Genomic DNA, 13,054 nt, shown 5'->3' with positions numbered 1-13,054 from the left:
CCGGGTCAAACCCGGCCTCCCGGGACGGTTGGGTGATGCCGGAGGATGGGCCCGACCTGCCCCGTCCCCAGGAGACACCCGCCATGAGCACCCCTTCCACCGTCGACGACCCTGCCGGCGTCGCCGAGCCGCAGGAGCGTCTGCTCGCGTTCGGACTGCTGGTGGGCGGACTCATCGGCTTCGTGGCCTCGGCCGTGCTGCTCGTCGAGCGGATCCGGCTCGCGGAGGACAGCGACTACGTGCCGACCTGCAGCATCAACCCGGTCCTCAGCTGCGGCAACGTGATGGAGTCGGCGCAGGCGGCCCTGCTCGGCTTCCCCAACCCGATCATCGGTGTCGCCGCCTTCCCGGTGATCGTCACGACGGGCGCGGCGCTGCTCGCCGGCGGCCGGCTGGCGCGGTGGTACTGGCTCGGGCTGCAGGCCGGGGTGACCGCGGCCTTCGCGTTCATCTGCTGGCTGGTGTTCCAGAGCCTCTACCGCATCGGCGCCCTGTGCCCCTACTGCATGGTCGTGTGGGCCGTCGTCATCCCGCTCTTCTGGTACGTCACGGCGCGCAACGTCGCCGCGGGGGCGCTCGGGGCCGGTCCGGACGGACGGCTCGCGGACGGCCTGCGCGACTGGCGCGGACCGCTGGTGTTCGGCACCTACCTGGTGGTCCTGCTGCTGGTCCTCGAGCGCTTCTGGTCCTACTGGTCGACGCTGCTCTGAGAACCGCGGGTCAGCCTGGATCCAGGCTCAGGGGTGCCGCTCCTCGTAGTGGTGCTCCGGGCCCACGCCCGTGCGCGCCAGCAGGCGCTCGGCGGTCGCGACCACCTCGAGCAGCTCCTCGCGGCGGGTCAGCGACCACACCGACGCCCGGCCCTCGGGGCGCGAGGCCACCAGGCCGCAGTCCTTGAGGCAGGCCAGGTGCTTCGACACCGTGCTCTGCGCCAGCCCGAGGTGCGCGGTGAGGTCGACGACGCGGTGCTCGCCCAGCGACAGGTGCCGCACGATCAGCAGCCGCGACGGGTCGGACAGGGCATGGAACAGGGCCGCCTCGGCCGCCAGCCCGGTCGCCTCCGATCTCATCGCCACCCGACGATGCTAGCCGTAGGCGGCCCCCGGGCGGCTACCGTCGGCCGCGTGGTGCACGACGTCCTCGACTACGCCCGTTTCGGCGCCGGCCTGCTGGTCGTCGTGCTCGCGACGGTGCTGCTCGCCTGGCGATCAGGGATCGGCCTCGGCTGGACGCCGTTGACGTCGCTGGCCCGCGCGGTCGTCCAGCTCAGCATCGTCGCCCTCCTGCTCCGCGGGATCCTGGCCGTCCCGTGGACGGTGGTCGCCTTCCTCGCACTGATGCTCACGACGGCGTCCGTCACCGCGTCCGGACGGCTCAGCGAGCTCTGGCACGGCCGCCGGGCGGCGATCATCGGCGTGGTGGTGGGCGCGGGCGTCGCCCTGTCGCTGGTGTTCGTCCTGCAGCTGGTCGCCCTCGAGCCGCGCTACCTCGTGGCGGTCGCCGGCATCATCATCGGCAACGCCATGAGCGCGGCGACGCTGTCGGGGCGCAACTTCCTGCGGGGTGTCCGGCACCGCCGCGACGAGGTCGAGGCGTGGCTGTCCCTGGGCGCGTCGCCGTCCCGCGCGCACCTCGAGATCGGGCAGGAGGCCGTGCGCGAGTCGCTGCTGCCGAACCTCGACCAGACCCGCTCGACCGGTCTCGTCACGCTGCCCGGCGCCTTCGTCGGCGCACTGTTCGGTGGCGCCAGCCCCGCGGTCGCGGCGCAGTTCCAGCTCGTCGTGCTCGCCGGCATCGCACTGGCGATGACCATCACCGGCGTCATCGTCACCCGGCTCCTGAGCCGATCGCCGTACCTGCCCGCTGTCCCGTCCTGACCTCACCTACGTGGCGAGCAGGCCCGCCACGGGGGAGGCGGACCTGCTCCGCACCAGCGTGGAGCACCGGACCTGCCGACAACCTGACTGTCGGTCAGCGCCTCGGGAGCACGACCCGGAATCGGGCGCCGGAGCTCGCGTCGCACGAGCACGTCCGCACCGAACGACCGCGCCACCCGCAGCGCGATCCCGAGGCCGAGGCCGGCGCCACCGGCGCGGGACACCCCCGGCTCGAAGAGCCTCGCGGCGACGTCGGGCGCGATCCCCTCGCCGTCGTCGCTCACCACCAGCTCGACGCGGTCGGGGTGGTCGACCGCCTCGATCACCACACGGCTCCGGGCGTGCCGCGCGGCGTTGTCCGCCAGCGGGGCCACCGCGCGCAGCACGAGCCCTGCCGGCGCCGCGATGCGGGCGGTCGACCCCTGGGTGCGGTCCAGCACCTCGACCCGACCGGCGGCCGCCGCGACCAGCCCGGGCACGAGGTCGGCGACGTGGCACCCCTCCTGCCCGGGCGTCGTACGGTCCCGCGCGAGGTCGAGCAGGGTCGTGATCACCGCGGACATCTCGCGGGCGGAGAGGGAGATCTGGCGGAGGTCCTCGCGCACGTCCGGGTCGTCGACGCCGCGGAGGAGGGCGAGGTCTGCCGAGCCCTGGATCGCGGTGAGCGGCGTGCGGAGCTCGTGGGCGAGCTCGGAGGTGAGCCGCTGCTCGGACCGGATGGCCGACGCGACGCGGTCCAGCAGGTGGTCGAGCGTCTCGCCGAGCGCGGCGAGCTCGTTGGTCGGAGGCCCCAGAGCGAAGCGGTGCCCGAGGTCGTGCTCGCTCCAGTCCGCGGCCCGCTCGGCCATGACGGTCACCGGCCGGAGCGCCTGTGCGGTGACGCGCCAGGCCATCAAGGCGGTGCCCGCCACGACCAGGACGCCGAGGACGACGGCGGCCAGGAAGGCGTACAGCTCGGAGCGCTCGTAGGGCGCGGCCTCCTGGCTGACCACGAGCACGCCGCTCTCACCGGCTCGCGTGGTGAACGGTGTGGCGAGGAGCCGGTCCTCGTCCTCGCCGGCGCGGACCGAACGCGCCTCCCGGACCCGGGCCAGGTCGTCGGCCGAGCTGCGGAGGGGCGTCGCCACCGAGCCCATCACCCGCCTGCCGGACGCGTCGTAGACGACCATCCCCGGCTGCAACGTGTCCTCCGACGCGACCACGGGGTCCGTGGACTGCTCGAGGACCGCGAGCACGGCGCGCGACCGGTCGTCCAGCACCTGCTGGATGTCGCGGCTCGCGGTGCGCTCCAGGACCAGGTAGGTACCGAGCACCACCACGATCATCGCGACCGTCATGACACCGACGGTCGAGGCGACGATCGAGGCCCGGAACGAGCGCGGCGCCAGCCGAAGCAGCCCCGAGGGCGCCGCCGCCGTCACGTCCGTCCCGTCCTCGCCCATCACCTCAGTGTGTAGCCGACGCCCCGCACCGTCGTGAGCTTGAGGGGCGAGTCGACCTCCGCGAGCTTGACCCGGATCCGCCGCACGTAGGAGTCGACCGTGTTGTCGCTGACCATCCCGCCCTGCGGCCACGCAGCGGCGACGACCGCACGGCGTCGTACGACCTCACCGGGGCGCGACGTGATCGCGGCGAGCATGCGGAACTCGGTCGGCGTCAGCATGGCCTCCCTGCCATTGCAGGAGACCGAGTGGCGGGCCGGGTCGAGGACGAGGTCGGTCGGGGCAGTGGCGACGACGAGCCGGCCGCGCCGGGCCAGGACCTCCACCCGGGCGATGAGCTCCAGCACGTCGAACGGCTTCGGCAGGTAGTCGTCGGCGCCGGCGCTGAAACCGGCGAGCCGCTCGTGGACGGCACCAAGGGCGGTGAGGAAGAGGACCGGCGCGGACTGGCCGGCAGACCGCAGCGCCTGGCACACGTCGCGCCCGTCGGCGTCGGGCAGCCCGATGTCGAGGATGACCACGTCGAGGTCGTCGTCGGTGGCGAAGAGCCGCAGGGCCTCGCCACCGTCGTGCGCGGCGACCACCTCGTGGTCCGCGAGGCGCATGGCGTCGACGACCACGCGACGGATCGCCGCGTCGTCCTCGCAGAGTCCTACTCGGGCCATCGACGGTTCCTCCGTGCGGTCGGACGGGTCACGCTCCCAGCGTCCACCATCGTGCCTGCACACAACCTGAACGTGACCCGCAGACCTGGTCAGGTGACGTGCAGGTTCGCCGCCCTAGCGTCCGGACCATGTTCGACCTCATCAACGGCCTCCCCGTCCACCCGCTGGTCGTGCACGCCGTCGTCGTCCTGCTCCCCCTCGCCGCCCTCGGCACCATTGCCCTGGCCGTACGTCCGGCATGGCGACGCCCGTACGGCGTCATCGTGGTCGGGTGCGCCGCCGTCGCGACCATCCTCACCCCGGTCGCGACGTCGAGCGGCGAGGCGCTGGAGGAGCACGTCGGCGACCCGGGAGTGCACGCCGAGCTCGGCGACCAGCTCATCTGGTTCGCGATCCCGCTCCTCGTCCTGTCCGCGGCGCTCGTCTGGCTCGACCGCCGGCGGACCGCCGACGGGACCACCTCGTCGCGTCGGGCCACCTCTCCCGGACTGCTCCGGACGGTGGCCGCCCTCGCGCTCGTCGCGGGGCTGGCAGCGACCGTGCAGGTCTACCGGGTGGGTGACTCCGGGGCCCGCGCGGCCTGGGGCGACCAGGTGTCCTCCAGCTCCTCGTCCGACTGACGGACACCACCCGGAGGGGGACCCGACCCACCTGACCTAGCCTGCGCGGGTGGACAGGCGACTGCTGGCGGACACCCGCCCCCTCGCCAACCCGCACTTCAAGCGGCTGTGGCGCGCCAACATCGTCACGGTCGTCGGAGCGCAGCTGACCGTCGTGGCGGTGCCCGCCCAGATCTACGCGATGACCGGCTCGTCGGCGTACGTCGGGCTCACCGGCATCTTCGGCCTCGTCCCGCTGGTCGTCTTCGGGCTGTGGGGCGGCGCGCTGGCCGACGTCTTCGACCGCCGGACCCTGCTGCTGATCACCACGTGCGGCCTCATCGCGACGAGCGCCGGCTTCTGGCTCCAGGCCGCGCTCGGCGCCGAGGACGTGTGGCTGCTGCTGTCCCTGTTCGCGGTCCAGCAGGCGTTCTTCGCGGTCAACCAGCCCACCCGGTCGGCGCTGCTGCCACGCCTCCTCGACGAGGAGCTCCTGCCCGCGGCGAACTCGCTCAACATGACCGTCATGCAGGCCGGCGGCATCGCGGGGCCGCTGGTGGGCGGCGCGCTGATCCCGCTCATGGGCTTCTCGTGGCTCTACCTGCTCGACACGATCACGCTCTTCGCGACCCTCGGCGCCGTTGTACGCCTCCCACCCCTGCCGATCCTGGGCGTCACCGTGACGCCGGGGATCGGGGCGGTCATCGACGGCTTCCGCTACCTGCGTACGCAACCGGTGCTGATGATGTCGTTCGTCGTCGACATCATCGCCATGGTCTTCGGCATGCCGCGGGCGCTGTTCCCCGAGCTCGCCGACGTCGCCTTCAGCGGTCCCAACGAGGGCGGCGTCGCGTTCGCGCTGCTCTTCGCGGCGATCCCGGCCGGCGCCGTCGTGGGTGGCGTCCTGTCCGGCTGGGTCTCGCGGGTCGAGCGGCAGGGCCTGGCAGTGATCGTGGCGATCCTCGTGTGGGGCGTGGCGATGGTCGGCTTCGGGGTCGCCGCCATGCTCGCGCCGCTCGCACCGACCCTGTTCCTCGGTATCGCGGTGCTGATGCTCGCGATCGGCGGCGCCGCCGACATGGCGTCCGCCGCCTTCCGTACGTCGATGCTCCAGGCCGCGGCCGACGACTCCGTGCGCGGGCGGCTGCAGGGGATCTTCATCGTCGTGGTCGCCGGCGGCCCCCGCGTCGCCGACGTCCTCCACGGCGCGACTGCCGCGGTGACCGGCGCCGCCGTCGCAGCCGCCGGTGGCGGGGTGCTCGTGATCATCGGCACCGTCCTCGCCGCGCTCGCCGTGCCCGCCTTCGTGCGCTACCGGGTGACCCGGGTCGCGGTCTGAGCCCTCTGCTCGGACACGTGTCCGGGAAACGGCCCCTGATCGCGGGTTGCGAGGGCGATCTCACGGACACGTGCGCACGTGCGGCGGATGTGGCCCTCGGATCGACGGATCGAGGGCACCATCCGCCGCACGTGCGGCGGTCGCCTCAGACGGCGCGGGTCTTCGGCGTGCCTTCGGCGGTCTTCCCCGGGTCGCGTACGACGACGGAGCCGAGGGCGTCGTCGATGCGGGACATCACGTCCGCGTCGAGCTTCACGCCGGCGGCCTTGACGTTGTCGGCGACCTGCTCGGGGCGGGAGGCGCCGACGAGGGCGGCGGCGACGTTGTCGTTCTGCAGCACCCAGGCGATCGCGAGCTGGGCCATCGTGAGGCCGCAGTCCTTGGCGACCGGCTCGAGGTCCTGCACGGCGGTGAGCACCTCGTCGCGCATGAAGCGCGAGATCATGTTGGCGCCGCCCTTGGTGTCGGTGGCGCGCGATCCTTCCGGCGGGGCCTGGCCGGGCTTGTACTTGCCGGACAGCACGCCCTGCGCGATCGGGCTCCACACGATCTGCGAGACGCCGAGCTCCTTCGACGTCGGCACCACCTCGTCCTCGATGACGCGCCAGAGCATGGAGTACTGCGGCTGGCTGGAGATCAGCTGGAAGCCGAGCTCCTTCGACAGCGCGACGCCGTCGCGGATCTGGTCGGCGGTCCACTCGCTGACGCCGATGTAGAGCGCCTTGCCCTGCCTGACGATGTCGGCGAAGGCCTGCATCGTCTCCTCGAGCGGGGTCTCCACGTCGTAGCGGTGCGCCTGGTAGAGGTCGACGTAGTCGGTCTGCAGCCGCTGCAGCGAGCCGTTGATCGACTCCATGATGTGCTTGCGCGACAGGCCGGTGTCGTTCTTGCCCTTCGGTCCGGTCGGCCAGTAGACCTTCGTGAAGACCTCCAGCGACTCACGGCGCTCGCCCTTCAGCGCCTCGCCGAGCACGGTCTCCGCCGCGGTGTTGGCGTAGACGTCCGCGGTGTCGAACGTCGAGATCCCCTCGTCGAGCGCGGCGCGCACGCACTGCGTGGCGACGTCGTTCTCGACCTGGGAGCCGTGGGTGAGCCAGTTGCCGTAGGTGATCTCGGAGATCTTCAGTCCGCTGTTGCCGAGGTATCGGAATTCCATTCCTCCGACACTAGCGAGGCGCCGGGCGCAGCCTCCGGTCGAGCCACGCGTAGAGCGCGAAGAGCAGGAGGAAGAGAATGGTGATCCCGGCACAGGCGATCCCGACCGCTCCCCAGCCCTCCTCGCCGGCGTCGAGGAACGGGTAGGGCACCCAGCCGTCCACCTGGCCGACCACGAGCGTCCAGCCCAGCCACGCCACCGGCCAGGCGAGGGCGTACGCCGCCACGCGGAGGCCGGCGCGCGGGCGGGGACCGACCAGGGCCCAGGCAGCGACGGCCGCCACAGGCACGACCATGTGCAGCAGCTTGTCGCAGATCCAGTCCGCGCCCTGCAGGTCCAGCAGCGGCCGCAGCAGGACGAAGTGGACGAGGCCGGTGACCGTGATGCCGACGAGCGCGGCCAGGCGCGCCACCCTGAAGCCCGCACCGTCACGGGCCGGGTCGCGCGCCAGCATGGTCGAGGTGGCGGCGACGAGGATGTTGCTCTGGATCGTGAAGTACGCGAAGTAGCGGTAGATCCGCGCCACCAGCCCCGGAGGATCGACCTCGTCGAGGACCCGTCCGCCCTGGAGCACCAGGATGAGCTGCAGGACCAGCGCGAACCACGCAACGGCGGCGACCACCAGGTGCACCGCCCGGGCGCGCTCGCGAGTCATGGCAGGAGCGTAGGGCTCCCGCCCACCGGAGGCCGGTCAGTCCAGGACGACGAGGACGTCGCCGTCCTGCACGACGTCACCCTCGGTCACCTTGATCGCGGTGACGGTCCCGGCCCGCTCGGCGAGCATCGGGATCTCCATCTTCATCGACTCGAGCAGCACGACGGTGTCGCCGGCCTCGACGCAGTCACCCTCGGCGACCTCGATGGTGAGCACGTTGGCGACCAGCTCGGAGACGATCTCGAGGGAGGTGGGGCGGGCCATGGCCCCGACGCTATCGGTTACCCGGGCGTAGCCGCTGATCGCGACGCCGACCCGCAGCCGCCTCAGAGCTCGGCGAAGCGCCGCGGCTCGGGCCGGTGCGGTCCGGCCTCCTCGGCACGGCGACCGCCACGACCCTTCGGCCCGGTCAGGGCCAGGTCGGCCCGGATCACCAGCCAGCCGATGAGCAGGCCCAGGACGAGGGAGTACGCCGCCCGCAGCCCGGCCTCGAGGTAGGAGGTGTCCGGCGAGACGAGGCCCGTCGCGAGCGGCACGGTGGCGGCCACGCCGAAGGCGCAGAACCACCACCCCTGGCGCCGGCGGGCGCGCACGTGGGTGCCCCACACCAGCGCCGGGATGCCGAGCAGGACCACGAGCGGCCGCGGGAACGCGCCGATGCGGGCGGAGGTCCAGTCGGCGAAGTCGAGGACCGACGACACGAAGCTCTGGGCGCCGTAGCGCCGGAGCAGCTCGGCGTACGCCAGCGTCGCGAAGAGGACGCCGAGGCCGATGGCGACGACGATCATCCCGCGACGTCCGAGGCCGTGCAGGCCGGCGCCGAGGCGGTAGACGATCGCGAGCACGAGGCCGAGCGCGAGCAGGAGCGTGACGATCTCGAAGCGCTCGATCGCGACCGTGGGCTCGAAACCCACCGCAGCGAAGGCGGTGACCGCGGCGACCAGCACGGCGATCAGCGCCTCGCGCATCGCCTTCCAGCCGGTGACCGCCGGCACGGTCACCATGACGGCGTAGACGCTGCCGACCACGCAGGTCATCACGGCCGCGCCCGTCGGGAGCACCCGCCCGCCGACGAGGAGGCTGGCCACGGCCAGCACCAGCGCGAGGCCGGCGGAGACGAGCGCCCGGCCCGCGGTCCGGGTCGCCAGGAACCAGGAGAGCGCGGTGACCACGGCGGCAGCGCCGACGCCGTCGAGCCACGCCGGCGCGGTGCCGGTGTCGCCCACGGCCGGGATGTCGCTCAACGTGCCGCTCAGTGCCGACCAGCCCAGGGCTGCCGCGCCGAGGAGCAGGACACCGAACCAGAAGGCGAGCAGCGACGGGCGCGGGCCGTCCGGGGCGGTCTCGTCCGGCTCGGTAGGCGCGAGGCGCGCGACCTGCTCGGGCTGCTCGGGCTGCTCGGTGGGACGGGGGGCCGGCTCGGATGCCGAGGGGGCGGCGATCGGCTCGGGAGTCGGCTCGGGAGTCGGCTCGGGAGCCCGCTCGGGAGTCGGCTCCGTGACCGGCGTACGCGTCGTGGCGGGCGGCCCGGGAGCGACCGGGGCGGCCGAGCTCGGGGCAGCGCTCTCGTCCTGCTCCGGCGGTGCGGCCGCGTCGAGCCCCTGCGCCTTCCGCTTCAGCCTCAGCCGCGAGGGCGGGCGCTCGGCAGCCCGCTTGCCGCGGGAGGACCCGCGGGGGCTGTCGGAGGAGGAAGGCACGACGGAGGAGGTTACAGCCGACGGTTGGCCAGCGACGGATTGGTGCGGCGGGCCTCGTCGAGGTCGGCACGGTCCAGGACGGCGTCGATGACCTGCTCGGCGCCGTCGGCCTCGGCGAGGACGTCACCGAGCGGACCGATCACCGCGGAGTGCCCGACGTAGCGCGGCTCGGGCTGGCCGGCGCCGACGACGAAGCAGGTGTTCTCGATCGCCCGGGCGGCGAGCAGGGTGCGCCAGTGCGCGACCTTGCGGTCACCGGGCAGCCACGCCGCCGGCACCACGAGGACCTCGGCCCCGGCGTCGACCAGACGCCGCGCGAGCTCGGGGAACCGCAGGTCGTAGCAGGTCATCAGTCCCACCTGCCAGCCCGCCACGTCGACGACCACCGGCTCGACCGGGCCGCCGGTCAGGCGGTCGGACTCGCGGTAGCCGAAGGAGTCGTAGAGGTGGATCTTGCGGTACGTCGCCGAGCTGGGACCGCCGGCGACGAGGGTGTTGAAGGGCCGGGCGGGGTCGTCGGCGACCTCGAACATCCCCGCCACCACGGTGGACGAGGTCGCGTCGGCCACGCGCGCCACCTCGCGGGCGAACGGACCGTCGACCGGCTCGGCGAAGGGGCTGACGTCGGAACCGGCCTGGCCGAAGTCGCGGGCGAAGGCCTCCGGCAGGACGACCAGGTCGGCCCCCGGCTGCAGCTCGGCGAGGCGGGCCCGGTTGTCGTCGGTGTCGAGGCCGCTCGCCCACTGGTGGACGCGCACACGCAGCCGGTCGGTCCGCCGTGGGGTGGAGTCCATGCCACCAGCGTAGAGCGGCCACGCGGCGGCCGCGGTCCGGCATGAGTGCGGCTGCGAGGATGCCGGCATGGACCTCGACCTCACCGCCGGTGGCTTCTGCGGCGTGGTCCTCGCCGGCGGCACGGCCGCGCGGATGGACGGGATCGACAAGGCGTCCGTCGAGCTGGCCGGCCGGACACTGCTGGAGTACGCCGTCGACGCGTTCCTCGACGCCGACGAGGTCGTGGTCGTCGGACCGGACACGGTGCGGACCGCGCGGCCGGTGACCTTCGTGGTCGAGGACCCGCCCCGCGGCGGACCGGTGGCCGGGCTGCTCACCGGCGTCGACGCGCTCGTGCGCGCGCCGCGCCTCGTCGGCGTGCTGGCGGTGGACATGCCGCGGGTGACCGCGTCGACGATGCGGCGCCTGCGCGAGGCGGCGGCGGGCCGGGACGGGGCGTTCCTGGTCGACGGCGACGGCCGGCGGCAGCTGGCCGGGGTGCTCGACGCGGCCCGGCTCGACGTCGTACGACCCGACCTGGAGGGGCAGCACGGGATGGCGCTGCACCGCCTGCTCGCACCCCTCGACCTCGCCGAGGTGCCGGCGAGCGGCGAGGAGGCCGTCGACGTCGACTCGTGGGCCGACCTGCGGGACCTCCGCCCCTGACGGCGGCTCTCTTGCCGCACCCGGGTGGGGTGCGAGACATTGGCTACGTGAACCTCCACGACTGGATCGACGAGCTCGCCGACGTGCTCGACGTCGAGACCGAGGTCGACGAGGGCCTGCTCCTCGACCTCGCCCGCGTGGCCGCACAGAACGTGCAGAAGACCGCGGCGCCCATCACCACCTACCTCCTCGGTGTCGCCGTCGGCGCGGGGGACGCGAACCCCGAGCAGGTCGAGCGGCTCGCTGCCCGCGCCCAGCAGCTGGCCGAGAGCTGGGACCGGCCCGCCGACGCGAAGGATCCCGACGACGTGGACGATGAGGTGCCCGACGACTCGTCGGTCGACCACTCCAGCGACCTCTACGAGGACTGATCACGTGCGCGCTGCCGTCACCACCGGGTCCGGTGGACCCGACGTCCTGTCCGTCGGCGAGGTCGACGAGCCGCGCCCGGCCGCCGGGGAGGTGCTGCTCGACGTCGTCGCCACGGCCGTCAACCGGGCCGACACCCTGCAGCGGCAGGGCTTCTACCCGCCCCCGCCCGGCGCCTCCGAGATCCTCGGGCTGGAGTGCAGCGGCCGGATCGCCGAGCTCGGGGAGGGCGTCGAGGGCTGGAAGGTCGGCGACGAGGTGTGCGCGCTGCTGGCCGGTGGGGGGTACGCCGCCCGCGTGGCCGTGCCGGTCGGGCAGGTCATGCCGGTGCCGTCCGGCATCTCCCTCCTCGAGGCGGCCTGCCTGCCCGAGGTCGCGGCGACGGTCTGGTCCAACGTCTTCATGACCGCCCACCTCGACACGGGCGAGCGGTTCCTCGTGCACGGCGGCGGTGGCGGCATCGGCACCATGGCGATCCAGCTCGCGGCCGCCCGCGGCGCCGAGGTCTACACGACCGCCGGCTCCCCGGAGACCCTCGAGCTGTGCCGGTCGCTGGGTGCGGCGCGGGCGATCAGCTACCGCGACGAGGACTTCGTCGAGGTCCTCAAGGAGGCCGGCGGTGCCGACGTGATCCTCGATAACATGGGCGCGACCTACCTCGGCCGCAACGTCTCCGCCCTGGCCACCGCCGGGCGCCTCGTCATCATCGGCATGCAGGGCGGCTCCAAGGGCGAGCTCGACATCAACGCGCTCCTGCGCAAGCGGTCGTCGGTGACGGCGACCTCGCTCCGGGCGCGGCCCCTCGTCGAGAAGGCCCAGATCTGCTGCGGGGTCGTCGAGAACGTCTGGCCCCTCGTCGCCTCCGGCCAGGTCCGCCCCATCGTCGAGACCACCCTCCCCCTCGAGGACGTCGCCCGCGCCCACCAGCTGATGGAGGACGGCGGGCGCGCGGGGAAGATCGTCCTCACCCTCTGAGCTTCCGGCGAGCGGTGCGCCACCCACATTCCGCTCGCCCGGAACGTGGCTCAGCCACCGCCCATACGGCGCGTCCCCGCCGGCACGCCCGCGGGTGGTGCGCCACCCACATTCGGCAGGCGGCGATTGGGGCTCAGCCACCGCTCGCCACAGGACCACCACCGGGCGCGTCATAGGGTTGGGGCCATGACCGACCAGCAGCAGCCCGAGCCCACCGGCGGCCCCAGCAGCCAGGGGGAGGTCGAGGACCAGGTCGTGGTCGTCGGTCCCGACGGCCAGCCCATCGGCACCATCCCGGCGAGCGCGCTGCCGGCGATGACGCAGGCCGCGGGCGACGGTGACGACGAGGACGGCGACGGTGAGCGCCACATCACCGAGCTGGTCGAGCAGCCGGCCAAGGTGATGCGGATCGGCAGCATGATCCGCCAGCTCCTGGAGGAGGTGAAGGCCGCGCCCCTCGACGAGGCCAGCCGCAACCGCCTCAAGGACATCCACGCCGCCTCGATCAAGGAGCTGGAGACCGGTCTCGCTCCCGAGCTGGTCGAGGAGCTCGAGCGGCTGTCGCTGCCGTTCACCGAGGAGGGCACGCCGTCCGAGGGCGAGCTGCGGATCGCGCAGGCCCAGCTCGTGGGCTGGCTCGAGGGCCTCTTCCACGGTATCCAGACCGCGATCTACGCCCAGCAGATGGCCTCGCGCGCCCAGCTCGAGCAGATGCGGCGGGCGCTCCCGGCCGGCCACGGCGGCCACGCCCCGCAGCCGCCGACCGGCATGCCCAACATGCCGACCCCCGGGGGCGGCGAGGACGACACGGCCGGCACCCGCGGCGGCATGTACCTCTGA

At 73.3% G+C, this 13,054-nt stretch carries 16 protein-coding genes; 8 read left to right on the top strand and 8 right to left on the bottom strand.

Annotated elements, in window-relative coordinates; all coding sequences use genetic code 11:
• The first annotated feature begins 83 nt into the window (after positions 1 to 83).
• A complete protein-coding gene (locus tag ACXJKB_RS06350; RefSeq protein WP_457186498.1) occupies positions 84 to 710 on the top strand; it encodes a vitamin K epoxide reductase family protein in 627 nt (208 codons plus the stop codon).
• Positions 711 to 737: 27 nt separating this feature from the next.
• Here the strand turns inward: ACXJKB_RS06350 and ACXJKB_RS06345 are convergent, their stop codons facing one another.
• Positions 738 to 1,070, bottom strand: a complete 333-nt coding sequence (locus ACXJKB_RS06345; RefSeq protein WP_457186567.1) for an ArsR/SmtB family transcription factor — start codon at positions 1,068 to 1,070, stop codon at positions 738 to 740.
• A gap of 54 nt (positions 1,071 to 1,124) precedes the next feature.
• Between ACXJKB_RS06345 and ACXJKB_RS06340 the strand changes: the two genes are divergently transcribed.
• Positions 1,125 to 1,877: an ABC transporter permease gene (locus tag ACXJKB_RS06340; protein WP_457186496.1), complete on the top strand. Its 753-nt coding sequence runs from the start codon at positions 1,125 to 1,127 to the stop codon at positions 1,875 to 1,877.
• Between the two features lie 2 nt (positions 1,878 to 1,879).
• Here ACXJKB_RS06340 and ACXJKB_RS06335 read toward each other — a convergent pair whose 3' ends face one another.
• On the bottom strand, positions 1,880 to 3,319 hold the full coding sequence (locus ACXJKB_RS06335; protein ID WP_457186494.1) for a sensor histidine kinase: 1,440 nt from the start codon (positions 3,317 to 3,319) through the stop codon (positions 1,880 to 1,882).
• Positions 3,319 to 3,984 (bottom strand): response regulator transcription factor, encoded by a 666-nt coding sequence (locus ACXJKB_RS06330; RefSeq protein ID WP_457186492.1) that lies wholly within the window; start codon positions 3,982 to 3,984, stop codon positions 3,319 to 3,321. Before ACXJKB_RS06330 ends, ACXJKB_RS06335 begins: the two co-directional genes overlap by 1 nt.
• 128 nt (positions 3,985 to 4,112) lie before the next feature.
• Here ACXJKB_RS06330 and ACXJKB_RS06325 point away from each other — a divergent pair, with 128 nt between their 5' ends.
• Together ACXJKB_RS06325 and ACXJKB_RS06320 are read left to right on the top strand one after the other, a co-directional pair.
• Complete coding sequence (locus ACXJKB_RS06325) at positions 4,113 to 4,604, top strand: DUF2231 domain-containing protein (RefSeq protein ID WP_457186490.1); 492 nt, start codon at positions 4,113 to 4,115, stop codon at positions 4,602 to 4,604.
• 49 nt (positions 4,605 to 4,653) lie between these two features.
• Positions 4,654 to 5,922, top strand: coding sequence for an MFS transporter (locus ACXJKB_RS06320; RefSeq protein WP_457186488.1), 1,269 nt, complete (start codon positions 4,654 to 4,656; stop codon positions 5,920 to 5,922).
• Between the two features lie 145 nt (positions 5,923 to 6,067).
• On the opposite strand, the gene ACXJKB_RS06315 is transcribed toward ACXJKB_RS06320, so the two are convergent.
• The 5 genes from ACXJKB_RS06315 to ACXJKB_RS06295 form a co-directional block, all read right to left on the bottom strand.
• The gene (locus tag ACXJKB_RS06315; protein WP_457186486.1) at positions 6,068 to 7,078 is read right to left on the bottom strand and encodes an aldo/keto reductase family protein; all 1,011 of its coding nucleotides are present in this window, start codon (positions 7,076 to 7,078) and stop codon (positions 6,068 to 6,070) included.
• Between the two features lie 10 nt (positions 7,079 to 7,088).
• Positions 7,089 to 7,733, bottom strand: coding sequence for a Pr6Pr family membrane protein (locus ACXJKB_RS06310; protein WP_457186484.1), 645 nt, complete (start codon positions 7,731 to 7,733; stop codon positions 7,089 to 7,091).
• Positions 7,734 to 7,769: 36 nt separating this feature from the next.
• A complete protein-coding gene (locus ACXJKB_RS06305; RefSeq protein ID WP_457186482.1) occupies positions 7,770 to 7,997 on the bottom strand; it encodes a biotin/lipoyl-binding carrier protein in 228 nt (75 codons plus the stop codon).
• A 62-nt stretch (positions 7,998 to 8,059) separates the two neighbouring features.
• Positions 8,060 to 9,430 carry a hypothetical protein gene (locus ACXJKB_RS06300; protein WP_457186480.1) on the bottom strand — a complete coding sequence of 457 codons (1,371 nt, stop codon included), beginning with the start codon at positions 9,428 to 9,430 and terminating at the stop codon, positions 8,060 to 8,062.
• Positions 9,431 to 9,441: 11 nt separating this feature from the next.
• Entirely contained in the window at positions 9,442 to 10,224 is a 783-nt protein-coding gene (locus ACXJKB_RS06295) for a carbon-nitrogen hydrolase family protein (RefSeq protein WP_457186478.1), read from the bottom strand.
• A 67-nt stretch (positions 10,225 to 10,291) separates the two neighbouring features.
• Between ACXJKB_RS06295 and mobA the strand changes: the two genes are divergently transcribed.
• From mobA to ACXJKB_RS06275, 4 genes are all read left to right on the top strand, one after another.
• Positions 10,292 to 10,870 carry a molybdenum cofactor guanylyltransferase gene (gene mobA / locus ACXJKB_RS06290; protein WP_457186476.1) on the top strand — a complete coding sequence of 193 codons (579 nt, stop codon included), beginning with the start codon at positions 10,292 to 10,294 and terminating at the stop codon, positions 10,868 to 10,870.
• A gap of 47 nt (positions 10,871 to 10,917) precedes the next feature.
• A complete protein-coding gene (locus ACXJKB_RS06285) occupies positions 10,918 to 11,241 on the top strand; it encodes a DUF6457 domain-containing protein (RefSeq protein WP_191193917.1) in 324 nt (107 codons plus the stop codon).
• Between the two features lie 4 nt (positions 11,242 to 11,245).
• Positions 11,246 to 12,214 carry an NAD(P)H-quinone oxidoreductase gene (locus tag ACXJKB_RS06280; RefSeq protein WP_457186474.1) on the top strand — a complete coding sequence of 323 codons (969 nt, stop codon included), beginning with the start codon at positions 11,246 to 11,248 and terminating at the stop codon, positions 12,212 to 12,214.
• A gap of 186 nt (positions 12,215 to 12,400) precedes the next feature.
• A complete protein-coding gene (locus ACXJKB_RS06275) occupies positions 12,401 to 13,054 on the top strand; it encodes a bacterial proteasome activator family protein (protein ID WP_457186472.1) in 654 nt (217 codons plus the stop codon).

The organism is Nocardioides sp. P5_E3, assembly GCF_054049275.1.
The sequence above is the reverse complement of the archived record's forward strand: the minus strand, read 5'-3'. Positions and strand labels throughout refer to the sequence as shown.

Excerpts from the sequence above, each read along its gene's own strand:
- ACXJKB_RS06310 (WP_457186484.1), bottom strand. The coding sequence starts at position 7,733 with ATGACTCGCGAGCGCGCCCGGGCGGTGCACCTGGTGGTCGCCGCCGTT.
- ACXJKB_RS06315 (WP_457186486.1), bottom strand. The coding sequence starts at position 7,078 with ATGGAATTCCGATACCTCGGCAACAGCGGACTGAAGATCTCCGAGATC.
- ACXJKB_RS06335 (WP_457186494.1), bottom strand. The coding sequence starts at position 3,319 with ATGGGCGAGGACGGGACGGACGTGACGGCGGCGGCGCCCTCGGGGCTG.
- ACXJKB_RS06345 (WP_457186567.1), bottom strand. The coding sequence starts at position 1,070 with ATGAGATCGGAGGCGACCGGGCTGGCGGCCGAGGCGGCCCTGTTCCAT.
- ACXJKB_RS06275 (WP_457186472.1), top strand. The coding sequence starts at position 12,401 with ATGACCGACCAGCAGCAGCCCGAGCCCACCGGCGGCCCCAGCAGCCAG.
- mobA (WP_457186476.1), top strand. The coding sequence starts at position 10,292 with ATGGACCTCGACCTCACCGCCGGTGGCTTCTGCGGCGTGGTCCTCGCC.
- ACXJKB_RS06330 (WP_457186492.1), bottom strand. The coding sequence starts at position 3,984 with ATGGCCCGAGTAGGACTCTGCGAGGACGACGCGGCGATCCGTCGCGTG.
- ACXJKB_RS06350 (WP_457186498.1), top strand. The coding sequence starts at position 84 with ATGAGCACCCCTTCCACCGTCGACGACCCTGCCGGCGTCGCCGAGCCG.
- ACXJKB_RS06305 (WP_457186482.1), bottom strand. The coding sequence starts at position 7,997 with ATGGCCCGCCCCACCTCCCTCGAGATCGTCTCCGAGCTGGTCGCCAAC.
- ACXJKB_RS06295 (WP_457186478.1), bottom strand. The coding sequence starts at position 10,224 with ATGGACTCCACCCCACGGCGGACCGACCGGCTGCGTGTGCGCGTCCAC.
- ACXJKB_RS06325 (WP_457186490.1), top strand. The coding sequence starts at position 4,113 with ATGTTCGACCTCATCAACGGCCTCCCCGTCCACCCGCTGGTCGTGCAC.